Genomic DNA, 22,818 nt, shown 5'->3' with positions numbered 1-22,818 from the left:
ATTCGTGTTCGTTCGTGGTTCAAATCGAACGGGCCGCGCCGTCAGCCGGAGCTTGACCGGGCGGGCGAGCTTTGGCGGGTTGGCGGCCATGGGAAGACTCCTCGCCGGCCTCGCCGCCGCCCTTGCTCTGGCCGCCCCTGCCGCCGCCGCGCCGCCGGATCTGTCGAAGATGGGCGCGGCCGAGCTCGCGGCCTTCCTCAAGGCGTTCCCGAAGGGCGGAGAACTGCACAACCACCTGGGCGGCGGCGCGCCGGCCGAGGACATCCTGGCCTGGGCGGCCGAGGACAAGCTGTGCGTCGACACCGTGGCGCTCGCGATCAGCTTCAACTGCAACGGCGACAACATGAAGCCGGCCGCCGAGGTCCAGGCCAGCGAGCCGCTGCGCTCGGCCCTGATCGACAGCCTGACGACGCGCCATCCCGGCTTCCGTGACCGCTCGGGCCACGACCAGTTCTTCACCGCCTTCAGCCGCCGCGGGACCACGCCGAAGCGGAGCGGCGACGCGCTGGCCGAGACGCTGGACGGCCTCGCGCGCCAGAACACCTTCTACGCCGAACTGATGGTGACGCCGCAGTTCGGCCAGGCCCGCGGCCTGGGCGCGCGGGTGGGCTGGAAGGGGACGCCGGCGGCCACGAAGGCCGCGCTCGCCGGGGCCGGGATCGACAAGCTGGTCCCGGCGGTCAGCGCCGACACCGACCGCATCGTCGGGCGCGCCCGTGAGGTCCTGCAGTGCGGCGCGCCGACCGCGCGGCCCGGCTGCCAGGTGACCTTCCGCTTCCTCGTGCAGGCGACGCGCGAGGGCCCGCCCGAGCAGACGATGGCGCAGCTCCAGATGGGCGTCGCGGTGGTGGCGGCCGACAAGCGCTGGGTGGGCCTGCAGCTCGTGGCGCCCGAGGACGGCTTCGACTCCACCCGCTACTACGACCTGCACATGCAGATCGTGGATGTGCTGACCGACCACGGCCGCGCGACGCCGATCGCCCTCCACGCCGGCGAGCTCACCCTCAAGCTCGTGAGCCCGAAGACGCTCAGCCACCACGTCCGCGACGCCGTCCGCGTGGCCGGCGCCCGGCGCGTCGGCCATGGCGTGGCCCTGCCGGAAGAGGTGGGCGCCGACGAGACGGCCGAGGAGATGGCGAAGACCGGCGTGCTGATCGAGGTCAACATGCTGTCGAACCAGGCGATCCTGGAGGTCGACCCGAAGGACCACCCCTACGCCTGGTTCCGCAGGAAGGGCGTGCCGGTGGCGCTCTCGACCGACGACGCCGGCATCACGCGGTCCGAGCTCTCCGGCGACTACGCCGCGGCGGTGAGGAACGGCGCGACCTACGCCGCCCTGAAGACCGCCGCGCGCAACGCCCTCGCCTTCAGCTTCCTGGCGGGCGACGGCCTCTGGGCCGACCCGAACGTCTACAGGAAGCCCGTCGCCGCCTGCGCCGGCCAGATCGGGAACGCCGAGCCCAGGGGCGCCTGCGCCGACCTCGTCGCCCGCAGCGACAAGGCCCGCGAGCAGTGGCGCCACGAGCGGCTGCTGCGCGCCTTCGAGGCAGCGCGGTTCTGACGAACCTCCCCTGCGCAGCGGGGGAGGTTCGCTGGCGGCCTGCGCCCCGAATCGACCGCCCCATGGCGGGGGCGGGCGCACGCATGGCGAGGGCTCAGGGGGCGTCGCGGGCGTGCGTCAGCTCGCCCATGAGGTAGGTGCGTTCCACCGCGCGGTCGTCGGCCAGGATCGCGAGCACGAAGAGGGTCTCGGCCAGCGTCCTGGCGCCCCTGGTCCGGCGGGCCAGCAGCGGCGTGGCGGCGAGGTCGAGGACGACGAAGTCGGCTTCCTTGCCGGGCGCGAGGTTGCCCACCCTGTCGTCGATGTGCAGCGCGCGGGCGCCGGCCAGCGTCGCCAGGTAGAAGGCGTGCAGCGGGTCGAGGTTGTCGCCGCGCAACTGGCCGACCTTGTAGGCCTCGCCCATCATGTGGATGAGCGAGAACGAGCCGCCGCCCCCGACGTCGGTGCCGAGCGCGGTGTTCACGCCGCAGCGGCAGGCCTGCTTCAGGTTGAAGAGCCCGCTGCCCAGCAGCAGGTTCGAGGAGGGGCAGAAGGCGGCGGAGGCGCCGGCCCCGGCAAGGCGGCGCAACGCGTCCTCGCCCGAGTGGACGCAGTGGGCGAAGACCGAGCGCGGGCCCACGAGGCCGAAGCGGTCGTAGACGTCGAGGTAGTCGCGCGCCTGCGGGAAGAGCTCGGCCACGCGGGCGATCTCGTCCGGGTTCTCCGACATGTGGGTGTGGACCAGCACGTCGGGGTGCGCGGCCGCGATCTCGCCGGCCATGGCGAGCTGCGCGTCGCTGGAGGTCACGGCGAAACGGGGGGTGACCGCGTAGCCCAGGCGTCCGCGGCCCCGCCACGCGCGGATCAGGGCCTCGGTGTCGGCGCGGCCGGTCTCGACGGTGTCGGTGAGGCCGGCGGGGGCGCCCCGGTCCATCAGCACCTTGCCCGCGATCAGGCGCATGTTGCGCTTCAGCGCCACCTCGAAGAGGGCGTCGGCCGAGGCCTTGTGGACCGTGCAGAAGGCGAGCGCCGAGGTCGTGCCGTTGGCGAGCAACTGGTCGAGGAAGACCTCCGCCACCGCGTCGGCGTGAGCGCGGTCGGCGAAGGCCTGCTCGGCGGGGAAGGTGTGGGTGACGAGCCAGTCGAGGAGCTGCGCGCCCCAGGCGGCGATCACGTCGACCTGCGGGTAGTGGACGTGGGCGTCGACGAAGCCGGGGGTGATCAGGCGGCCGGGCAGTTCCGTGACGGCGACGTCGGCGCCCAGCGTCGGCGCGAGGTCGGCATGGGCGCCGAAGGCCGCCACGTGGCCGTCCTCGACCACCAGCAGGCCGTCGGGATGGTAGGCGCAGGCCTCCGCCGCCGGCGCGCGGGTCGGGTCCTCCAGCATGTGGAGCAGGGCGGCGCGGTAGGCCTGGCGGCTCATGGTTCGACGGCGATCCAGTCGGCTTCGGCCAGCTCGACCTCGTCGAGGTTCTCGCCGGGGCCTTCGCGGTCGACCACCAGGAAGTCGCTCTCGGCCTCGAGCGCCAGCAGGAAGTGGTGCCATGTCCCCCGGGCGTAGTTCACGCCCTGGGTCGCGGCGGCGCGGAAGACGCGCACGGCGGCCGGGTCGAAGTCTCCGGACGGAGCCACGGCCACCAGGAACGGGCGGCCGTTCAGCGGCACGAAGGCCTGGCTGCCCAGCGGATGGCGCTCGAAGACCTTCAGCACCGGCGGCGTCAGCGGCCTGGAGCGGAAGATGCTGAGGATGGCGCGCCCGTCGCCCACCGCCACGTCGGCGAGCGCGTTGAAACGCGTCGTCCAGCCGTAGTTGATCGGGATGACCTCGGCGTCGTCGCTCGCCTCGATCACCTCGCCGAACGGCGCGAACGCGTCGGCCGTCAGCGGCTCGGGAACGATCCTACGCATCCTAACCCCTCCCCCTTGCGGGGAGGGGGCAGGGGGTGGGGGTGTCGCCGCCGGGTCTCGGGAATCGCACCCCCGACCCCTCCCCGCAAGGGGGAGGGGAGATCGCCGAGAGCCTGGCTCCGGCCTTGATCCAGGCGCCGAGTTTGGCGCGTTCGTCGGGTGTCATGCCGGTCTGGTTGCCCTGGGGCATGGAGGTGGTGGCGACGGCGCGCTCGTAGATGCGCTGGGCGTGCTTCTGGAGGCCCTCGGCGGTGTCGAACATCGCCCCGTTCGGCGCGACCGGGATGCCCCGGTGCGTCGGATGCCGGGCGTGGCAGGTCACGCAGTGCCTGTCGACGATGGCGCGGACCTCGGCATAGGCCGGGACCTCGGTGACGGCGGCGGGCTTCGGCCGCGCGCTCTCGTTCAGCACCGCCACGGTGAGGAACGCCAGCGCGCCGAACACCAGCACCTGAGGCTCCATGCGCCCGGCGTTCCTGAGGTTGAAGAAGTGGCGGATCGTCCAGCCCGCGATCCCCAGCCCCGCCAGCCACAGCCAGTTCAGCGGGGCGGCGAAGATCATCGGGTAGTGGTTGCTGATCATGATGAACAGCACCGGGAGCGTCATGTAGTTGTTGTGGACCGACCGCTGCTTGGCCTGCTTGCCGAGCGCCGGGTCGGGCGTCTCGCCCGCCAGCACCTGGGCCACCACCTTCCGCTGGTTCGGGATGATGATCATGAAGACGTTGGCGGCCATCACCGTGCCGATGATCGCGCCCACGTGCATGAAGGCGCCGAGGTCGGAGAAGATGCGCGTGAGGCCGTAGCCGGCCGCCACGAGCACGCCGAACCAGACGGCGGCGAACAGCTTCATGTTCTGCCCGATGGGCGAGCGGCAGAGGCCGTCGTAGATCGCCCAGCCCGCCACCAGGCTGCCGAGCCCCAGCCCGATGGCCTGCCAGGTCGCGAGATCGGCCTTGGTCCTGTCGATCAGGTTGAGGTCGGCCCCGACGTAGAAGATCAGGCCGAGCAGCAGGAAGCCCGAGATCCAGGTAGTGTAGGCCTCCCACTTGAACCAGTGCAGCTCCTGCGGCATCCCGGCCGGCGCCACCATGAACTTCATCTGCCGGTAGAAGCCGCCGGAGTGGACGCTCCAGAGCTCGCCGGCGATACCGTCTGGGGCGTCGTCGGGCTTCCTGAGGTGGCTGTCCAGCCACATGAAGTAGAAGGACGACCCGATCCAGGCGATGCCCGCGATCAGGTGCAGCCAGCGGATCGCCAGGTTGGCCCAGATCTCGAGTGCGGCGACCATCAGGCGTCCGCGTCCGCGGCGGCGGTCTCGGTCAGCTTCAGCAACTGGGCGGCGAGCGCCACGGCGATCACCGCGGGCTCCTTCGACTTCAGGTCGGCGATGCCGATGGGGCAGGTGAGGCGGGCGAGCTCGGCCTCGGTCACGCCGTCGTCGCGCAGCCGCCGGTCGAACCGCGCCCGCTTGGTGCGCGAGCCGATCAGGCCGACGTAGGCGAGGTCGTCGCGCTGCAGCGCCGCGTGGGTCAGCCGGTAGTCGAGGTCGTGGCTGTGGGTGAAGATCGCCACGAGGGCGCCGGCCGGGGCGGCCTCGACGGCCTCGATCAGTTCGCCTTCGGAGAGGATCGTCGCCCGCGTGCCGCTGGCCTCGGGACGCAGGTCCTCGCGGCTGGCCAGCCAGTCGAGATGGAAGGGCAGGGGCGCGAAGGCCCGCGCCACGGCCTGGCCCACGTGGCCGGCGCCGAAGATGACCACGCGCGGCAGGGCGGGGCGGATCGTCTCGGACAAGCAGCGCACCTCCGCGATCGGCGTCGTCGGGCCGTCCGAGCCGTGCGGCCCCGGCCCGTCCAGCGACCGCAGCATGCGGCCCTCCCGGAACCTCGCGGTCAAGGCGAAGGGCGCTCGCGCCTCGGCCGCCGGCTCCAGCCAGCCCAGGCTCCGGGCGTCCAGGCGCTCCAGCAGGAGGCGCACGTGGCCGCCGCAACACTGCTGCAGCAGCGGCCCCAGCGGATAGTCCTGCAGCGCGTGATGGCGCGCGTCCTGCGCCAGCAGCCGCCGCGCCTGGTCCAACGCCTGCTTCTCCAGCGCGCCGCCGCCGATGGTGCCGCTGAGCCGGTCCGGCCACACCAGCATCCGCGCCCCGGCCTCCCGCGGCGTCGATCCCCGCGCGCCGACGACCGTCACCATCGCCAGCGCCTCGCCGCCGCGGATCGAGGCGAGGGCTTCGCGGAGCCAGCCGGTAGACGTTCCCCCTTCCTCCTCGACGGAGGAAGGGCCGGGGATGGTGGTGCTCGCACGTCGATCGAGGTCGAGCGCATTCGGCGTCCGGGCCAAATGCGCGATCCGGGTCGCGTCGGCGGCCGCACCACCACCCAACCCTCCTCCGTCGAGGAGGAGGGCTTTTGAAGGAAGCCTACTCACCGGCCCGCCTCCGCACGTCGTTGACGGCCGCCAGGATGCGCTCCGGCGTAGCCGGCGCGTCGAGGTTCGGCATCGCCTTGTGGCCGCCCACGCTCGCCACCGCATCGGTCAGCGCCGAGAAGACGGAGATCGCCAGCATCAGCGGCGGCTCGCCCACCGCCTTCGAGCGGTGGATGGTGGGCTCGCGGTTCTCGCCGCCGGACCAGATGGCGATGTTGAAGGCGTCGGGCCGGTCGCCGGCGGTGGGGATCTTGTAGGTGGACGGCGCATGCGTGCGCAGGCGGCCCGTGGCGTCGAACACCAGCTCCTCGGTGGTGAGCCAGCCCATGCCCTGGATGAAGCCGCCTTCGATCTGGCCCAGGTCGATGGCCGGGTTCAGCGAGCGGCCGACGTCGTGGAGGATGTCGACGCGGGTGACCTTGTTCTCGCCGGTCAGGGTGTCGATCGCCACCTCCGAGCACGCCGCGCCGTAGGCGAAGTAGTAGAAGGGCCGGCCCTTGTGGGTGGTGCGGTCGTAGTGGATGTCGGGCGTCTTGTAGAACCCCGCCGCCGAGAGCGAGACGCGGGCCAGGTAGGCCTGGTTCACGAAGTCGCGGAACGAGAAGAACTCGGCGCCCACCTGCACGCCGTCGGCGGTGAAGCGCGGCGCGTGGCCGTAGTTCGCCTGGGCCCAGTCGGCGAGCCGCGCCTTGATCTGCTCGCAGGCGTCGAGCGCGGCCATGCCGTTCAGGTCGCTGCCCGAGGAGGCCGCGGTGGCCGAGGTGTTCGGCACCTTGTCGGTGCGCGTGGAGGTGATGCGGACGGCGGCCAGCGGAACCTGGAAGGCGTCGGCGACCACCTGGGCGACCTTGATGTTGAGCCCTTGGCCCATCTCGGTTCCGCCGTGGTTCAGGTGGATCGAGCCGTCGGTGTAGACGTGAACCAGGGCGCCGGCCTGGTTCAGGTAAGTGGTGGTGAACGAGATCCCGAACTTCACGGGCGTCAGCGCCAGCCCGCGCTTCAGGTGGTCGTTGTCGGCGTTCCAGGCCTGCACGGCGGTGCGCCGGGCGCGGTAGTCGCAGCCGGCCGCCAGCGCCTCCATGATCTCGCGGATCACCGCGTCTTCGACCGTCTGGCCGTAGGGCGTGGTGTCGCCCGCGACGCCGTAGAGGTTGGCGAGGCGCACGTCGAGCGGGTCCCTGCCCAGCGCCAGCGCCGCGGCGTCCAGCGCGCGCTCGATCGCCATCATCCCCTGCGGCCCGCCGAAGCCGCGGAAGGCGGTGTTGGAGACGGTGTGGGTGCGGGTGCGGTGCGAGACGATCTCGGCGGCCTGGAGCGCATAGGCGTTGTCGGCGTGGAACATCGCCCGGTCGTTGATCGCGTGGCTGAGGTCGGCCGAGAAGCCGCAGCGGGAGGCGAACTCGAACCGCGCGCCGCGCAGCCGGCCGTCGGCGTCGAGGCCCAGCGTCCAGTTGATCTCGAAGTCGTGCCGCTTGCCGGTCGCGGCCATGTCGTCGTCGCGGTCGAGGCGGATCTTGGCGGGACGGCGGGTCATGCGCGCAGCGAGCGCCGCCATCGCCGCCCACTGGACCGACTGGGTCTCCTTGCCGCCGAAGCCGCCGCCCATCCGGCGCACCTCGACGGTGACGGCCGCGTCGGCGCAGCCCAGCACGCGGGCCAGGATGTGTTGCGTCTCGGTCGGGTGCTGCGTCGAGGTCCAGACGTGCAGGTCGGCGCCTTCGCCGGGGATCGCCAGGGCGACCTGGCCTTCGAGGTAGAAGTGCTCCTGGCCGCCGACCTGCAGGTGGCCGGAGACCGTGTGCGGCGCGGCGGCGATCGCGGCCCGGGCGTCGCCCAGGATCATCGTCTGGCTGGGCTCGATGAACGAGCCGGCGGCCAGCGCGGCCTCGGCGGTCAGCAGCAGCGGCAGGTCTTCGTATTCGACCGCGGCCAGCGCAGCCGCGGCGCGCGCCTTCGGCAGGGTCTCGGCGGCGACGCAGAACAGCGGCTGGCCCAGGAACATCACCTCGCCCTCGGCGAACAGCGGGTCGTCGCCGGCGAAGGGGCTGATGTCGTTCCGGCCGGAGACGTCCGCGGGCGTGAGGACGGCGACCACGCCGGGCGCGGCGCGGACCGCGGAGAGGTCGAGCCTGGTCACCCGGGCGTGCGCCCGTTCGCTCAGCCCGGCGCAGAGGTGCAGCAGGCCCGGCGGCTCGGGGATGTCGTCGATGTAGAGCGCCTCGCCCGAGACGTGGCGCGGGGCGCTGTCGTGGCCGATCGGCGCGTGCAGGACGGGCAGGACGCGGGCGGCGCCGGAGTCAGCCATAGGCCACCGCCTCGGCGTCCAGCACGCGCGGCGCCGCGTCCTGGCTTTCGAGGAAGGCGCGGCGCACGAGGTTCCGCGCGGCTTCGAGCCGGTATGCCGCGGAGGCGCGCATGTCGGTGATCGGCGCGAAGTCGCCGGCCAGCGCGGCGACGGCGGCCTCGACGGTCTCCCGGGTCCACGGCCGGCCGGCGAGGGCGGCCTCGCAGGCCGCGGCGCGCTTGGGCGTCGCCGCCATGCCGCCGAAGGCGATGCGGGCGTCGGTGACGCGGCCCCCTTCAACGCCGACCGACAGGCCCAGGCACACCGCCGAGATGTCCTGGTCGAAGCGCTTCGAGAGCTTGGCGATCCGGAAGACGCGGCCCGCCGCCGGCTTCGGCGCGATCACCGCCTCGACGAACTCGCCGGGCGCGCGGTCCTGCCTCCCATAGGCCAGGAAGTAGGCCTCCAGCGGCAGCTCGCGCCGCGCGCCGCCCTTGCGCAGGACCAGCGTCGCGCCGGTCGCGATCAGCGCCGGCGGCATGTCGCCGATGGGCGAGCCGTTGGCGATGTTGCCGCAGATCGTGCCGAGGTTGCGCACCTGAAGCCCGCCCAGCCGGCGCAGCAGTTCGCCGAATTCGGGGTGCAGCGCGGCCAGCGCCGCGTGGGCGTCGGCGTAGCGGACGGCCGCGCCGATCCGGATCGCGCCGCCGAGGTCCTCGACGGCCTTCAGGTCCGCGCAGTCGTTCAGCGAGACGACCGTCTCCAGCACCCGCTGCTGCTTGGTCACCCAGAGGCCGACGTCCGTCCCGCCGGCCAGCACCGTCGCGTCCGGGTTCGCCTCCAGGATCGCGGCGAGCTCGGCGGCCGAACGCGGCGCGAAGAAGCGGCGGCCCCTGTGCTGGATCACCAGGCCCTCGGCGGGCTGGATCGCCCCCAGCGCCTCGGCGATGTCCGGTTCCGGCGTCCGCCCCATCGCCTGGCCCGCCGCCAGGATCGGGCCGTAGCCGGTGCAGCGGCAGAGGTTGCCGGCCAGCGCGTCCTTCAGGCTCTGGGCGTCGGTCGGCGCGCCCTCGCGCTGGTGCGCATAGAGGCTCATGACGAAGCCGGGCGTGCAGAAGCCGCACTGGCTGCCGTGCAGGTCGACCATCGCCTGCTGCACCGGGTGCAGCGCGCCCTCGCGCCCCAGGCTCTCGACGGTGTAGAGCGCGCGCCCGTCCAGCATCGGGGCGAACAGGATGCAGGCGTTCACCGCCCGGAACCGCACGCGCTCCCCCGCCAGCTCGCCCAGGACCACGGTGCAGGCGCCGCAGTCGCCTTCGGCGCAGCCCTCCTTCGTGCCCGTCCGGCGCAGATGGTAGCGGAGCAGGTTCAGCACCGTCAGCGTCGGGTCGATGTCGGCCGCCAGCTCGCGGACCTCGCCGTCGAGCAGGAAGCGGATCGGGCGGGCCATCGTCAGCTCCCCCGGTAGGTGGAGTAGGCGAACGGGCTCACCAGCAGCGGCACGTGATAGTGGCTGTCGGGCTCGGCGACGCTGAAGTCGACGATCACCGTCTCCAGGAACGACGGCTCCGGCAGCGGCACGCCCATGTCGCGGAAGTACTCGCCGACGTCGAACTCCAGCCGGTAGCCGCCCGCCTTCAGCGCCGCGCCGGTGAGCAGCGGCTTGTCCACGCGGCCATCGAGGTTGGTCACCGTCGCCACCAGGGTCTCGGTCCCGCGCAGCAGGCGCAGCGACATGCCCGCGGCGGGGCGGCCGTGCATGGTGTCGAGGACGTGGGTGGTGAGGCCGCTCATTCGAAGTCCAACAGTCGGCCGTCCAGATTCCGCGCTCGGGCCGCGAATTGCAACCGTCGCGCAGGATTGCGACGCTGCATGCCGCCCAAAGCCTGCTAAGCGGTCGATCCATGCCCGAGACGTCCTATCCGCGCGACCTGATCGGCTACGGCCGGGATCCGCCGCACGCGCAGTGGCCCGGCGGGGCGCGCATCGCGATCCAGATGGTGCTGAACTACGAGGAGGGCGGCGAGAACTCCGTCCTGCATGGCGACCCCGGCGCCGAGACCTTCCTGTCGGACATGATCAACCCGGCGCCCGTCGTGGGCGCGCGGCACATGTCGATGGAGCAGATCTACGAATACGGCAGCCGCGCGGGCGTGTGGCGGCTGCTGCGACTGTTCGAGCGCTACAGGACGCCGGTGACGGTGTTCGGCGTCGCGATGGCGATGGAGCGCAACCCCGCCGTCGTCGAGGCGATGCTGGAGGGCGGCCACGAGATCGCGAGCCACGGCTGGCGCTGGATCAACTACCAGGACGTGCCCGAGCGCGTGGAGCGCGAGCACCTGCATCGCGCCATCGAGATCCACAAGCGCCTGACGGGCGCGCACCCGCTGGGCTGGTACACCGGCCGCACCAGCCCCAACACGCGCAAGCTGATCGCCGACGACGGCGGCTTCCTCTACGACGCCGACGACTACTCCGACGATCTTCCCTTCTGGACGCAGGTCGCACGACGGCCGCACCTCATCGTGCCCTACACCCTGGAAGCCAACGACATGCGCTTCTCGGGCACGGGCCTGAACACGGGCGAGCAGTTCTTCAGCTACCTGAAGGACGCCTTCGACGTGCTCTACGAAGAGGGCGCCGAGCGGCCGAAGATGATGAGCGTGGGCCTGCATTGCCGCATCGTCGGGCGGCCCGGGAAGATGGCGGGGCTGGAGCGGTTCATCCGCTACGCGCTGGAGCACAAGGACGTCTGGTTCGCCCGGCGCGTCGAGATCGCCCGCCACTGGCGCGAGGTGCATCCCCATGGCTGAGCCGATGGCCTTCCGGACGTCGTACGTGGCGTTCCCCACGCGGGCGGACCCGCCGCTGACGGTGGCCGGGCAGTTGCGCGTGCCGCTGACGGAGCCCGGCGAAGCGCCGGCGAAGGTCCCGGCGGTGGTGGTCTGCCACGGCTCGGACGGCGTCGACGGCCGCGGTGCGTTCCACATCGCGGCCCTGAACGCGGCGGGCATCGCGACGCTGGAGGTCGACATGTGGGCCGCGCGAACCACGGTGCGCGGGGCGGCCGGGCGGCCCGCCTCGGTGCCGCAGACCCTGCCCGACGCCTACGGCGCGATGTCGTTCCTGCGCACGCAGCCGGAGATCGACCCCGACCGCATCGCCATCGCCGGCTTCTCGTGGGGCGGCGTCGTCAGCCTGCTCTCGGCGACCCGCGCCTACGCCGACCGATGGGCCGAACCGGGGACGGCGTTCCGCGCCCACGCCGCCTTCTATCCGGCGCTCTGGAGCTACAACCGCGCGCCCGGCCACGACTTCCGCGACCTGACGGGGGCGCCCGTGCTCGTGCAGGCGGGCGGCGCCGACGCCTACGACGACCCCGAGGTCTGCGCGGGCTTCCTCGACTCCCTCGCGCCGGCCGACCGGGCGCACGTCGAACTCGTCGTCCACGAGGGCGCCACTCACGCCTTCGACCGCGACCTGCCGGCGAAGGTCATCACCGATCCCTACGCCCACAAGGGCAAGGGCGGCCCGGTGCTGTTCGAGTTCCATCCGCAGGCCGCCGCGGCGGCCCGGGCCAACCTCGTCGCCTTCCTGCAGAGGGCGTTCGCGTGACGCGGGCCGGGTTCATCGCCCGCTTCGGCCCGGTCTACGAGGCCTCGCCCTGGGTCGCCGAGGGCGTCTGGCCCGATCCGCCCGCCGGCCGCGAGGCCCTCGCGGCCGCCATGGCCGCGGTGGTCGACGCGGCGCCGCGCGGGAAGAAGCTGGCGCTGATCCGCGCGCACCCGGAACTGGCCAGCCGCACGAAGATGGCCGAGGCGTCGGTGAAGGAGCAGGCGGGCGTCGGCCTCGACCAGTGCAGCGCGGAAGAGTTCGCCGCCTTCCAGCGCCTGAACGCCGCCTACGACGCCCGCTTCGGCTTTCCCTTCATCTACGCTGTGAGGGGCGCGACCCGCGCCGAGATCCTGGCCGCCTTCGAGGCGCGCCTCGAAAACGACCCCGAGACCGAGTTCGCGACGGCTATCGCCCAGATCCACCGGATCGCCGGCTTCCGCCTCGCCGACCTGATGTAGGCTGCGCCGATGTTCGACGACCTGCGCCGCCAGTACGTGGATCTCGCCCAGCCGCGCCTGGGCTCGGAGGTGGTGTTCGCCACCGACGACTTCTTCGCCGACAAGAGCCGGCTGATCTCGCCCGAGCCGCCGGTGTTCATCGTCGGCAAGTACGACGACAACGGCAAGTGGATGGACGGCTGGGAGAGCCGCAGGAAGCGTGTCCCGGGCCATGACTGGTGCGTGATCCGGCTGGGCGTCGCGGGCCGCGTGGCCGGCTTCGAGATCGACACCCGCCACTTCACCGGCAACTACCCGCCGGGCGCGGAGATCGAGGTGACGCGGTCCGACGAGGCGAATCCCGAGGCCGGCTGGGTGAAGGTGACGCCGCGCCTGGGCCTGAAGGGCGACGACCGCATCTACGTGCCGGTCGAGCACGCCGACCCGATCACCCACGTGCGGCTGCACATCTATCCCGACGGCGGCGTCGCGCGGCTGCGCGTCTGGGGCCGGGTCGATCCCGACTGGACCAAGGTCGCCGACGGCGAGGTGATCGACCTGCTGGCCGTGGCGGCGGGCGGCCGGGGGATCATCGCCAACGACGAGCATTACGGCGCCGTCGGCAACCTCACCGCGCCGGGCCGCGGCGTGAACATGGGCGACGGCTGGGAGACGCGGCGGCGGCGCGAGCCCGGCCACGACTGGGCGATCCTGGAACTGGGCGCGTTCGGCCGGATCGAAGAGGCCGTCGTCGACACCGCCCACTTCAAGGGCAACTACCCCGACCGCTGCTCGATCCAGGCGACGCGCCGCGCCCACGGGACGCCCGAAGAGATCGCTGCCCAGGCCGAGACCTGGCCGGTCCTGCTGCCCGAGGTGAAGCTCCAGGCCGACCACGTCCACACCTTCCGCGACGACCTCGCCGACCTCGGCCCCGTCCGCTTCGTCCGCCTCAACATCTACCCCGACGGCGGCGTCTCGCGGCTGCGGCTGATGGGAACGGTCGTGCGGTAGTTGCCTTTATGTTCCGGGCGCGGCATCATGGCGGGCATGACGAAGCCGCCGGGAATGGAAGAAGAGCCAAGTGTGTTCGATATCGCCGATGACGAGGCGGATGAACTCGCCGCCCTCGAGGGCGAAGCGCAGTTGGATGCCGGCCGGTATGTGAGCCATGAGGCGGTCGTGCACTGGCTCCGCTCGTGGGGAACACCCGACAAGCTGCCACCTCCAAAGTGCGGGGAGTAGTCTGGTCGCCGCGTGCGTTGGTCGATCTTGCCGCCATTGAGGGTTACGTCGCGAGTTTCAATCCTCTTGCGGCGCGAGCCCTGGCCGATCGGTTGATTTCCGCTGCGAACGGTTTGGTGGAGTTTCCCGAGCGAGGCGTGCCGGCCAGTCGCGGGACGCGACACTTGACCATCGTACGGCCGTATCTGATCCGATATCGCGTGCGGGCTGATCGGATCGAGATCGTCACCATCCGCCACGGCGCTCGTCGACCGCTCTAAGCGGCAATCCGGGCTGGTAGCCCACCCGCCTCCACCAGGAATGCGATCACCGCGTCAAGCCCTTCCAGCCGCGTCAGGTCGGTGAAGACGTAGGGGCGGTCGCCGCGCTGGGCGCGGGCGTCGCGGTCCATGACGGCGAGGTCCGCGCCGACGTGGGGCGCGAGGTCGGTCTTGTTGACGATGAGGAGGTCGGAGCGGGTGATGGCCGGCCCGCCCTTGCGGGGGATCTTCTCGCCCTGGCAGACGCTGACGACGTAGAGGGTCAGGTCGGCGAGGTCGGGGCTGAAGGTGGCCGCCAGGTTGTCGCCGCCGCTCTCGATGAAGATCACGTCCAGCCCGGGGTGGCGGCGGTTCATCTCGGCGATGGCGGCGAGGTTCAGCGAGGCGTCCTCGCGGATGGCGGTGTGCGGGCAGCCGCCGGTCTCCACGCCCAGGATGCGATCCTCGGGCAGGGCCTGGAGGCGGGCGAGGATCAGGGCGTCCTCCTGGGTGTAGATGTCGTTGGTCACCACCGCGATCGACCAGCGGTCGCGCATCGCCTTGCAGAGCTTCTCGGTGAGCGTGGTCTTGCCCGAGCCGACCGGGCCGCCGATGCCGACGCGCAGGGGCCCGTTGCTGGAGAGGGCGCTCATGAGCCGAAGAGCCTTCCGTCCAGGGTCTCGTGCCGCATCGAGGCGATGTCGGAGAGGATGGAGGCCGAGCCGAGGTCGTCCAGCGTCGAGGCGGCCGCGCGGCCCGCGGTGCGCACGATCACCGGCTCCAGGGCGGCGATCACCGTGAGCGCGTCGGACTGGCCGAGCGGCACGGCGCGGACGGCGACGCTGACGAGGTTCGAGGCGAAGGCGTGCAGCCACGCCGTCAGCGCCGGCTCCAGCGGCAGGCCCGCCGCGCCGGCCGCGGCGCCCAGCGCCACGGCGTAGGGCGCGCTCAGGATCGGCGGCGGGTTCCAGGCGGCGACGGCCTTCAGGAAGGCCTCGCCCTGCGCCATCGTCTCGCGGCGGCGCTCCAGGGAGGGCGCCATCGCCTCGGCCAGTTCGGCGATGTCGTCGAGGGCGGCGTGGTCCTCGGCCGTCACCGCGGTCCAGGCGGCCTTGACCAGCACCGCGTCGCTCCAGGCCGAGCCGTGCTCGATGAGGCCGGCGAGCCAGCCGGTGAGCGTGCGCACATCGCCGACCGCGCCCTCGCGGATGGCGGTCTCCAGGCCGTGCGAGAAGCCGAACGCGCCGGTCGGGAAGGCCGGCGAGAGCCAGGTCAGCAGGCGGAGCAGGCGGGCTTCAGTGGGCATGGCCGTGCTCATGGTACGCGCCGCCCTCGGGATCGAACGGCGCCTCGATCTCGCGGATGTGGGCGCCCTGGTGCTCGAGCATGTGGGCGATGACGTGGTCGCGGCGGATCAGGATGCGGTCGGCGAACACCTGGGCGGCCAGGTGCCGGTTGCCGATGTGCCAGGCCAGCCGGATCAGCCCCTCCGTCGAGTGCGCCGTGATCTCCAGCAGCGGCTCGGCCTTGGCGATCACCTGCACCACGCCGCCCTCGGCGAGCATCAGGCCGTCGCCGTCCTTCAGGTGCGTCGCCTCGGCGAGGTCCAGCAGGTAGGTCGCGCCGGAGACGCCGGTCAGTACGATGCGGCGGCGGTGGCGGCCGTCGTAGTCCAGCACCACCATGTCGGCGGCGAGGCCGGCCCAGCCGCCGGCGGGCGCGACGCGGGTGATGGGGGCGGGATCGCGCATCAGAACAGGAAGTACCTCTGGGCCATGGGCAGCACGTCGGCGGGCTCGCAGGTGAGCAGTTCGCCGTCGGCGCGCACTTCGTAGGTTTCGGGGTCGACCTCGATGACCGGGGTCGCGGAATTGTGGATCATGGAGGCCTTGGAGAGGCCGCCGCGGACGTTCTCGACCGGGACCATCTCCTTCCAGAGGCCCAGCCGCTCGGGCAGGCCGCGCTCGATCGCGAGCTTGGACGTGAACACCACCGACGAGCGGGCGACGCTGCGCCCATAGGCGGCGAACATCGGGCGGTAGTGGACCGGCTGCGGCGTCGGGATCGAGGCGTTCGGGTCGCCCATCGGCGCGGCGGCGATGGAGCCGCCCAGCAGCACGAGATCGGGCTTCACGCCGAAGAAGGCGGGGCTCCAGAGCACCAGGTCGGCGCGCTTACCGACCTCGACGGAGCCGATGTGCTTCGACAGGCCCTGCGCGATGGCCGGGTTGATGGTGACCTTGGCGATGTAGCGTTTGACCCGGACGTTGTCGGCCGGGCCGTCGCCGGGCAGGGCGCCGCGCTGGCGCTTCATCTTGTCGGCGGTCTGCCAGGTGCGGATCAGCACCTCGCCCACCCGGCCCATGGCCTGGCTGTCCGACGAGACGATCGAGAGCGCGCCCAGGTCGTGCAGGATGTCCTCGGCCGCGATGGTCTCCCTGCGGATGCGGCTCTCGGCGAAGGCCACGTCCTCGGGGATCGACGGGTCGAGGTGGTGGCAGACCATGAGCATGTCGAGGTGCTCGGCGAGCGTGTTCCGCGTGTAGGGCCGCGTCGGGTTGGTCGACGACGGGATCACGTTGGCCAGGCCGGCCACCTTCAGGATGTCCGGCGCGTGGCCGCCGCCGGCGCCCTCGGTGTGGAAGGCGTGGATCGTGCGGCCCTTGAAGGCGGCGATGGTGTCCTCGACGAAGCCGCTCTCGTTCAGGGTGTCGGTGTGGATCATCGCCTGGACGTCGTGGTCGTCGCAGACCGACAGGCAGCAGTCGATGGCGGCGGGCGTCGTGCCCCAGTCCTCATGCAGCTTCAGGGCGCAGGCGCCGCCGGCGATCTGCTCCACCAGCGCCTCGGGCAGGCTGGCGTTGCCCTTGCCGGCGAAGGCGAGGTTCATCGGGAACGCCTCGGCCGCCTCGATCATCCGCGCGAGGTGCCAGGGGCCGGGCGTGCAGGTGGTGGCGTTGGTGCCGGTCGCGGGGCCGGTGCCGCCGCCCAGCATGGTGGTGACGCCGCTCATCAGCGCTTCTTCGATCTGCTGCGGGCAGATGAAGTGGATGTGGGCGTCCATCGCCCCGGCGGTCAGGATCTTGCCTTCGCCGGCGATCACCTCGGTTCCGGGGCCGATGACGATGTCGACGCCGGGCTGGGTGTCGGGGTTGCCGGCCTTGCCGATGGCGGCGATGCGGCCGTCCTTGAGGCCGACGTCGGCCTTCACGATCCCCCAGTGGTCGACGATCAGGGCGTTGGTGATGACGGTGTCGACGGCGCCGGCCGCGCGGGCGGCCTGGCTCTGGCCCATGCCGTCGCGGATCACCTTGCCGCCGCCGAACTTCACCTCCTCTCCGTAGGTGGTGAGGTCGCGCTCGACTTCGACGAAGAGTTCGGTGTCGGCCAGCCGCACGCGGTCGCCGGTGGTCGGGCCGAACATGTCGGCGTAGGCGGCGCGGCTGATCCTGGCGGCCATCAGAGCTTGCCCATCACGTCCTGGCGGAAGCCGTACACCGTGCGCCCGCCGCCGAGCGGCACGAGGCTGACCTCCCGCTCCTGGCCCGGTTCGAAGCGCACGGCGGTCCCGGCGGCGATGTCGAGGCGCTGCCCGCGGGCGGCCGCGCGGTCGAACCGCAGCGCCGGGTTGGCCTCGAAGACGTGGTAGTGGCTCCCCACCTGGATCGGCCGGTCGCCGGTGTTGGCGACGCGCAGCACGGTCACCGGCGCCCCGGCGTTCAGCTCGATCTCGCCCGCGGCGGGGATCACCTCGCCGGGGATCATCGGCGCGCCGCGGCCATGCGCCGCCGCAGCGCCCAGCCGCTCGCCACCGCCAGGACCACCAGCCCGGCCAGCGCCAGCAGGTGGTCGGGCTGGGTCAGCAGATGCCGCGCCTGCTCGGCCAGGCTCATCGTCTCGTGATGGCCCTCGTGGGCGGCCGCGAGGCCCGGGCTGAACGCGACGAGGCCGGCCCACGCGAGCCCCTCCCCCTTGCGGGGAGGGGTTGGGGTGGGGGTGTCAGCGCGGCGCGACCGGATCGCACCCCCACCCCCAGCCCCTCCCCGCAAGGGGGAGGGGAGATCGCGTTGCTGAACCCTGTGCGACATCTGTCTGCTCCTTCAGCGGATCGGGTGGTGGACGGTCACGAGCTTCGTGCCGTCGGGAAAGGTGGCTTCGACCTGGACGTCGTGGATCATTTCGGCGACGCCCTCCATGACCTGGGCGCGGCCGACGACGTGGGCGCCGGCCTCCATCAGCTCGGCGACCGGGCGGCCGTCGCGGGCGCCTTCGACCACGAATTCGGTGATCAGCGCGACGGCTTCCGGGTGGTTCAGCTTCACGCCGCGGGCCAGGCGCTTCCGCGCCACCTCGGCGGCCATGGCGACCAGCAGCTTGTCCTTCTCGCGCGGAGTCAGGTTCAACTCACGTCCTCCACACGCGGGGCAGGGGACGGCCGTCGCGCAGCGCCTCGAGCGCTGGCAGCAGGCCGCGGCGCAGCGTGAACCCGTCGGGCGCGGCCACGCGGGCGAACAGCTTGCCGTCGAAGGCGCTCGCGCCGCCGAGCGGCCCCAGCGCCGCGCGCAGCGGCGCGACGAACCGGCCGGCGTCGTCGTCGACCAGCAGGATCGAGGCGAACGCCCGCATGCCGGCCAGCACCGGCGCCTTGGCCGCCGCTTCGGCGATCGGGCCGTCGAGCCGCAGGTCGTCGGCGAAGACCAGCCGGCCCTCGCGGCGGATGCGCCAGCGGTCGTGCAGCACGCCCCGGCGCACCGTCTCGTCCATCGCCGTGCGGCCCAGCACCACGGCCTCGACGGCCAGCAGCCGCGCGCCCTCGGCGAGGTCGGCTTCGAGGCGCCGCGACAGCGCGCCCTCGTCGAACAGGATCGTCTCCTGCGGCAGCCAGTGGAGTTCGGCGGCCTCGCCGACGGTCAGGTCCGTGCGCACCTCGGCGACGCCGTCCCGGGCCCGGTAGACCTTCTCGCAGGCCTGGGTGGTCAGGGTGAGCGTCGCGCCGGCCCCGGCTTCAGCCGCCCAGTCCATCCGGTCGCCGCCGGTCAGGCCGCCCGAGCTGTTGATCAGCACCGCCTCGACCCCGCCGCCGCGGGGCAGCCGGATCTTGCCGCAACCGTCCTGGTAGAGGCGCGAGAGCCGCGTGCGGCCGTCCTCGGCGCGCACCACGATCCGCCCCGCGCCGCGGGCGCGCTGGAGGACGGGCAGTTGCGGCAGAGAGGCGGGACCCTGGATCACCGGCACACCCTGGGGTGGTCGTTCGGCGTGTCCAGCTAAGCCGCGCCCTCCGCCGAGGGTCAATCCGCGGCGCCTGTTTTTTAGGCGACGACCTCGTCGGGCTCCGGGCGGCTTCCCGCCCCTGCAGGCGCAGGGCCTGCCGGTGAGCCGTCTCGTCGTCGAGCGTCAGGCGCTGACGTCGTGGATGGGGATGAAGCCGCCATAGATCATGCGGGCGCCGTCGAACGGCATCTTCCAGCCCTCCATCCGCGGATCTTCCATCATCTTCTTCTGCGCCGCGTCGCGGACGGCTTTCGAGGGGTACTCGACCCAGGCGAACACCACGATCTCGTCGTCCTTGGCCTTCACGGCGCCCTGGAAGTCGGTGACCTTGCCCTTGGGCACGTCGTCGCCCCAGCATTCGACGTGGCGGATGGCGCCGAACTCCTTGAACAGCGGCCAGCCCTTCTGCGCCATCTCCAGATAGGCCTGTTTGTTGGCCTTCGGGACCGCGAGAACGAAGCCGTCGATGTAGCTCATGGCGTAGCCTCCAGATGCAATGTGCGGTTTGCGACCGCCCCTTTGAAGACGCCGGGGCGAGGCTTGTTCCGACAACCGCATAGAGGATTTGTTGCCAATTCCGCGCGCTAGGATCACTGTTCGCTCTCAAAGGCCCTGCGCCGGCGAAAACCGGGCAGGGCCTTTCCGACTCTGGAGGCCTAGTCCGCTCATGTCCGGCAACAGGACATCCCACATCCGCCTGACCTCGCACCCGGGCGCCGGGGCCGCGAGCCGTTTTCCGATCCATTGGGACGCCGCGACCGCCCGTGAGCGCGGCCCTGTCGTGGCCACCGCCAACGCCGGCTCGGACCGCAACGCCATCGGCGCGCACGGCGGCGCCTACTCCGTCTATCGCGCGCTCGCGGTGGCCTCGGGCGCCATGGACCCGATGGTCCGGCCCGAGCTGGTCAACACCCATCCCGTCGTCGCGCTGGGGCCGCATCCGCAGTGGAGCGAGCCGGGCCGGATCGTCTCCATCGACCCCTGGGGCGCGCGCATCGCCGAGGACTTCGCGCCCGAGATCGCCGAGGGCGTCGACATCCGCCCGACCATCGCCGTGACCAAGGCGCGCATCGACCTGCCCGAGATCCACGACGCCATCCGCAAGGGCCGCCTGAAGCCGGACGGCAAGGTGCTGCACGACAACGGCGACGTGGCCGTGACCAAGGCCGCCATCGACCCGGTCTGGCATCTGCCGGGCGTCGCCCAGCGGTTCGGCGTGGACGAGCAGACGCTCCGCCGCACTCTCTTCGAACAGACCGGCGGCATGTATCCCGAGCTGGTCACCCGGCCCGACATGCAGGTCTTCCTGCCGCCGATCGGGGGCATCACGCTCTACATCTTCGGCGACGCCACCAAGCTCGGCGACACGCGCGTGCCGCTCACCTGCCGTGTCCACGACGAGTGCAACGGCTCCGACGTCTTCGGCTCCGACATCTGCACCTGCCGGCCCTACCTGACCCACGGGATCGAGGAGGCGACGCGTTCGGCCCAGGCCGGCGGCACGGGCCTCATCGCCTACAACCGCAAGGAAGGCCGGGCGCTGGGCGAGGTGACCAAGTTCCTCGTCTACAACGCCAGGAAGCGCCAGCCGGGCGGCGACCAGGCGGCGACCTACTTCGAGCGGACCGAGTGCGTGGCGGGCGTGCAGGACGCGCGCTTCCAGCAACTGATACCCGACGTGATCCACTGGCTGGGCATCCGCCGGATCGACCGGTTCGTGTCGATGTCCAACATGAAGTACGACGCGCTGGTGAACGGCGGCGTCGAGATCGGCGAACGCGTGCCGATCCCCGACGAGTTGGTCCCGCCCGACGCCTCGGTCGAGATGGAGGCCAAGAAGGCCGCCGGCTACTTCACCCCGGAGGGCGCGCCGTCGGAGGAAGACCTCAAGAAGACCGTCGGCCGCGACCTCAAGGAATTCTGAGCCGCTCATCCCCGCGAATGCGGGGACCCAGACTGCGCTTTAGGAACTCGCCCGTGTGCCCCGAAACGAACGAAAGCCTGGGTCCCCGCATTCGCGGGGATGAGCGGGATGGGAAGAACGCCCGATCTCTTCTCACCGCGGCGGCCGTGCGAGAGCGGGCGCACGAGATGCTGGCGTTGGCCGAGAGCGGGAAGCTCGCCGAGTGGCGGCTGGACCTCGACCGGCTGGAGACGGCGGCCGACCTGACGGCCGGGACGGTGCGGGCAAACTACCCGGACCTGAACGTGCCGTTCCACGCGCGCTGGCGGCATTTCGTCGTGGACGGCCGCGACCTCTGGGCCGAGGCGGAGAAGCCCGCCGACCCGAAAGACCTCGGCCGCGCCGCGTTCGACCTCGTGATCCCGTCAGTGCTGCTCGACGCGGGCGCGGGCGCGGCGTGGCGCTACCGCGACGCGGCCACCGGCGCCGTGCTGGGCCGCTCGGAGGGGCTGGGCGTGGCGTCGCTCAGGCTCTTTCAGTCGGGCGCGCTGTCCACCGACCCGGCCGATCCGCTGCGGGCGGACGGGCTGGCGAAGGTGGACGCCGCGATGATCGCGCAGGCCTTCCAGGTGAGCGACGACAACCCGCTCGTCGGCCTCGAAGGCCGCGCCGAACTGCTGCGGCGCCTCGGCGACGCCGTGGGCCGGCCGGGCGCCCTCTTCGACGTCATGGCGAGGCACGCCGAGGACGGGCGCCTGCGCGCGCCGGTGATCCTGGAGGTGCTGCTGCAGGCGCTGGGGCCGATCTGGCCCGGTCGGCTGAGCCTGGGCGGCGTGCCGCTGGGCGACTGCTGGACCCACCCGGCGATCGACGGCTACGTGCCGCTGCACAAGCTCAGCCAGTGGATGAGCTATTCGCTGATCGAGCCCCTGGAAACCGCCGGGATCGAGGTGGTCGACGTCGACGGGCTCACCGGCCTCGCCGAATACCGCAACGGCGGCCTCTTCGTGGACACCGGCGTCCTAACCCTCGCCGATCCGGCGGACGCGGACCGCGCGCATCCGGTCGACGGGCCGCTGGTCGTGGGCTGGCGGTCGCTGACCGTGGCGCTGCTCGACAAGCTCGCGCCGCTCGTTCGCGAACGGCTGGGCGTGACCGCCGAGGCATTCCCGCTGGCGCGGGTGCTGGAGGGCGGGTCGTGGGCCGCGGGCCGGCGGATCGCCCGGGAGAAGCGGGCCGACGCGGGCCCGCCCATCGCCGTCATCTCCGACGGCACGGTTTTCTAGGGGGACTTCGCCATGGCTCGGGCCATCAAGGGCGTCACCGTCGTCGACCACCCGCTGGTGCAGCACAAGCTGACCCTGATGCGGAAGAGGGACACCTCGACCAAGAGCTTCCGCCAGCTCCTCAAGGAGATCGGCTCGCTGCTGGCCTACGAGGTCACCCGCGACCTGCCGCTGGAACAGGTGGAGATCGAGACGCCCTTGATGCCGATGCAGGCCCCGATGCTGGCGGGCAAGAAGCTGGTGTTCGCCCCGATCCTGCGCTCGGGCATGGGCATGCTGGACGGCATGCTGGACCTGGTGCCGGCCGCGCGCGTCGCCCACGTCGGCCTCTACCGCGACCCGGCGACGCTCAATTGCGTGGAATACTACTTCAAGGCCCCGGCCGACCTCGCCGACCGCACCGTCATCGTGATCGACCCGATGCTGGCCACCGGCAACACCGCCATCGCCGCCGTCGACCGGCTGCTGGAGGCCGGCGCCAGGGATATCCGCATGGCCTGCCTGCTGGCCTCGCCCGAGGGGCTGTCGAAGTTCCAGGGCCACCACGCCGCGGTGAAGGTCTGGACCGCCGCCGTGGACGAGCGGCTGAACGATCATGGCTACATCCTGCCCGGCCTCGGCGACGCCGGGGACCGCATGTACGGCACGCGTTAGCCGCAAAAC

26 protein-coding genes are annotated in these 22,818 nt (G+C 71.9%); 10 read left to right on the top strand and 16 right to left on the bottom strand.

The features are described 5' to 3' along the window. Positions 1-88: 88 nt before the first annotated feature. On the top strand, positions 89-1,561 hold the full coding sequence (locus tag KF737_RS14205) for an adenosine deaminase (RefSeq protein ID WP_296455916.1): 1,473 nt from the start codon (positions 89-91) through the stop codon (positions 1,559-1,561). A gap of 94 nt (positions 1,562-1,655) precedes the next feature. Here KF737_RS14205 and guaD read toward each other — a convergent pair whose 3' ends face one another. The 7 genes from guaD to uraH all read right to left on the bottom strand — a co-directional run bounded on the left by guaD (position 1,656) and on the right by uraH (position 9,953). Further along, positions 1,656-2,963, bottom strand: coding sequence for a guanine deaminase (gene guaD / locus KF737_RS14200; protein WP_296455913.1), 1,308 nt, complete (start codon positions 2,961-2,963; stop codon positions 1,656-1,658). Then, positions 2,960-3,448 carry an ureidoglycolate lyase gene (locus KF737_RS14195; RefSeq protein WP_296455911.1) on the bottom strand — a complete coding sequence of 163 codons (489 nt, stop codon included), beginning with the start codon at positions 3,446-3,448 and terminating at the stop codon, positions 2,960-2,962. Before KF737_RS14195 ends, guaD begins: the two co-directional genes overlap by 4 nt. 1 nt (position 3,449) lies before the next feature. Then, positions 3,450-4,739, bottom strand: a complete 1,290-nt coding sequence (locus KF737_RS14190) for a urate hydroxylase PuuD (RefSeq protein WP_296455909.1) — start codon at positions 4,737-4,739, stop codon at positions 3,450-3,452. Beyond that, positions 4,739-5,788, bottom strand: coding sequence for a xanthine dehydrogenase accessory protein XdhC (xdhC, locus tag KF737_RS14185; protein ID WP_296455905.1), 1,050 nt, complete (start codon positions 5,786-5,788; stop codon positions 4,739-4,741). Before xdhC ends, KF737_RS14190 begins: the two co-directional genes overlap by 1 nt. Before the next feature lie 79 nt (positions 5,789-5,867). Then, on the bottom strand, positions 5,868-8,180 hold the full coding sequence (gene xdhB / locus KF737_RS14180; RefSeq protein WP_296455901.1) for a xanthine dehydrogenase molybdopterin binding subunit: 2,313 nt from the start codon (positions 8,178-8,180) through the stop codon (positions 5,868-5,870). Beyond that, positions 8,173-9,609: a xanthine dehydrogenase small subunit gene (gene xdhA / locus KF737_RS14175; RefSeq protein ID WP_296455897.1), complete on the bottom strand. Its 1,437-nt coding sequence runs from the start codon at positions 9,607-9,609 to the stop codon at positions 8,173-8,175. Before xdhA ends, xdhB begins: the two co-directional genes overlap by 8 nt. A 2-nt stretch (positions 9,610-9,611) precedes the next feature. Next, positions 9,612-9,953, bottom strand: coding sequence for a hydroxyisourate hydrolase (gene uraH, locus KF737_RS14170; RefSeq protein WP_296455895.1), 342 nt, complete (start codon positions 9,951-9,953; stop codon positions 9,612-9,614). 110 nt (positions 9,954-10,063) lie between these two features. Here uraH and puuE point away from each other — a divergent pair, with 110 nt between their 5' ends. From puuE to KF737_RS14140, 6 genes are read left to right on the top strand one after another with little or no spacing between them, the layout of a single operon-like run. Next, positions 10,064-10,972, top strand: a complete 909-nt coding sequence (gene puuE, locus KF737_RS14165) for an allantoinase PuuE (protein WP_296455890.1) — start codon at positions 10,064-10,066, stop codon at positions 10,970-10,972. Next, the gene (locus KF737_RS14160; RefSeq protein WP_296455886.1) at positions 10,965-11,774 is read left to right on the top strand and encodes a dienelactone hydrolase family protein; all 810 of its coding nucleotides are present in this window, start codon (positions 10,965-10,967) and stop codon (positions 11,772-11,774) included. Before puuE ends, KF737_RS14160 begins: the two co-directional genes overlap by 8 nt. Continuing rightward, positions 11,771-12,232, top strand: coding sequence for a 2-oxo-4-hydroxy-4-carboxy-5-ureidoimidazoline decarboxylase (uraD, locus tag KF737_RS14155; protein WP_296455883.1), 462 nt, complete (start codon positions 11,771-11,773; stop codon positions 12,230-12,232). The genes KF737_RS14160 and uraD overlap by 4 nt, the downstream gene beginning before the upstream one ends. A gap of 9 nt (positions 12,233-12,241) precedes the next feature. Further along, on the top strand, positions 12,242-13,225 hold the full coding sequence (gene alc / locus KF737_RS14150) for an allantoicase (RefSeq protein ID WP_296455879.1): 984 nt from the start codon (positions 12,242-12,244) through the stop codon (positions 13,223-13,225). 36 nt (positions 13,226-13,261) lie between these two features. After that, entirely contained in the window at positions 13,262-13,456 is a 195-nt protein-coding gene (locus tag KF737_RS14145; RefSeq protein ID WP_296455876.1) for a CopG family transcriptional regulator, read from the top strand. Then, on the top strand, positions 13,411-13,716 hold the full coding sequence (locus KF737_RS14140; protein WP_367273238.1) for a type II toxin-antitoxin system RelE/ParE family toxin: 306 nt from the start codon (positions 13,411-13,413) through the stop codon (positions 13,714-13,716). The genes KF737_RS14145 and KF737_RS14140 overlap by 46 nt, the downstream gene beginning before the upstream one ends. On the opposite strand, the gene ureG is transcribed toward KF737_RS14140, so the two are convergent. From ureG to KF737_RS14095, 9 genes are all read right to left on the bottom strand, one after another. Then, entirely contained in the window at positions 13,713-14,348 is a 636-nt protein-coding gene (gene ureG / locus KF737_RS14135) for an urease accessory protein UreG (RefSeq protein ID WP_296455869.1), read from the bottom strand. The two genes, KF737_RS14140 and ureG, sit on opposite strands and share 4 nt — an antisense overlap. Further along, positions 14,345-15,001, bottom strand: coding sequence for an urease accessory protein UreF (locus KF737_RS14130; protein ID WP_296455865.1), 657 nt, complete (start codon positions 14,999-15,001; stop codon positions 14,345-14,347). The genes ureG and KF737_RS14130 overlap by 4 nt, the downstream gene beginning before the upstream one ends. Beyond that, entirely contained in the window at positions 14,991-15,446 is a 456-nt protein-coding gene (locus KF737_RS14125; RefSeq protein WP_296455862.1) for an urease accessory protein UreE, read from the bottom strand. Before KF737_RS14125 ends, KF737_RS14130 begins: the two co-directional genes overlap by 11 nt. After that, positions 15,446-17,155: an urease subunit alpha gene (ureC, locus tag KF737_RS14120; protein WP_296455860.1), complete on the bottom strand. Its 1,710-nt coding sequence runs from the start codon at positions 17,153-17,155 to the stop codon at positions 15,446-15,448. The genes KF737_RS14125 and ureC overlap by 1 nt, the downstream gene beginning before the upstream one ends. Further along, a complete protein-coding gene (locus tag KF737_RS14115; RefSeq protein ID WP_367273237.1) occupies positions 17,155-17,460 on the bottom strand; it encodes an urease subunit beta in 306 nt (101 codons plus the stop codon). The genes ureC and KF737_RS14115 overlap by 1 nt, the downstream gene beginning before the upstream one ends. Beyond that, on the bottom strand, positions 17,457-17,588 hold the full coding sequence (locus KF737_RS14110; RefSeq protein ID WP_296455859.1) for an LPXTG cell wall anchor domain-containing protein: 132 nt from the start codon (positions 17,586-17,588) through the stop codon (positions 17,457-17,459). The genes KF737_RS14115 and KF737_RS14110 overlap by 4 nt, the downstream gene beginning before the upstream one ends. Before the next feature lie 207 nt (positions 17,589-17,795). Next, positions 17,796-18,098: an urease subunit gamma gene (locus KF737_RS14105; RefSeq protein ID WP_296455856.1), complete on the bottom strand. Its 303-nt coding sequence runs from the start codon at positions 18,096-18,098 to the stop codon at positions 17,796-17,798. Position 18,099: 1 nt separating this feature from the next. Next, positions 18,100-18,924 carry an urease accessory protein UreD gene (locus KF737_RS14100; protein WP_296455854.1) on the bottom strand — a complete coding sequence of 275 codons (825 nt, stop codon included), beginning with the start codon at positions 18,922-18,924 and terminating at the stop codon, positions 18,100-18,102. 165 nt (positions 18,925-19,089) lie between these two features. Further along, entirely contained in the window at positions 19,090-19,443 is a 354-nt protein-coding gene (locus KF737_RS14095) for a DUF1428 domain-containing protein (RefSeq protein ID WP_296455851.1), read from the bottom strand. Positions 19,444-19,633: 190 nt separating this feature from the next. Between KF737_RS14095 and KF737_RS14090 the strand changes: the two genes are divergently transcribed. Genes KF737_RS14090 through upp form a run of 3 tightly spaced genes read left to right on the top strand, consistent with a single transcriptional unit; the run spans position 19,634 to position 22,809 of the window. Next, a complete protein-coding gene (locus KF737_RS14090) occupies positions 19,634-20,890 on the top strand; it encodes a GTP cyclohydrolase II (protein ID WP_296455849.1) in 1,257 nt (418 codons plus the stop codon). A 17-nt stretch (positions 20,891-20,907) separates the two neighbouring features. Further along, positions 20,908-22,155 carry a URC4/urg3 family protein gene (locus tag KF737_RS14085; protein ID WP_296455847.1) on the top strand — a complete coding sequence of 416 codons (1,248 nt, stop codon included), beginning with the start codon at positions 20,908-20,910 and terminating at the stop codon, positions 22,153-22,155. Positions 22,156-22,179: 24 nt separating this feature from the next. Next, the gene (gene upp, locus KF737_RS14080) at positions 22,180-22,809 is read left to right on the top strand and encodes a uracil phosphoribosyltransferase (RefSeq protein WP_296456080.1); all 630 of its coding nucleotides are present in this window, start codon (positions 22,180-22,182) and stop codon (positions 22,807-22,809) included. The last annotated feature ends 9 nt before the right edge of the window (positions 22,810-22,818 follow it).

This window comes from Phenylobacterium sp. (assembly GCF_019636135.1).
Classification (GTDB): Bacteria; Pseudomonadota; Alphaproteobacteria; order Caulobacterales; family Caulobacteraceae; genus Phenylobacterium.
This window is presented reverse-complemented; position numbering and strand designations above follow the sequence as displayed.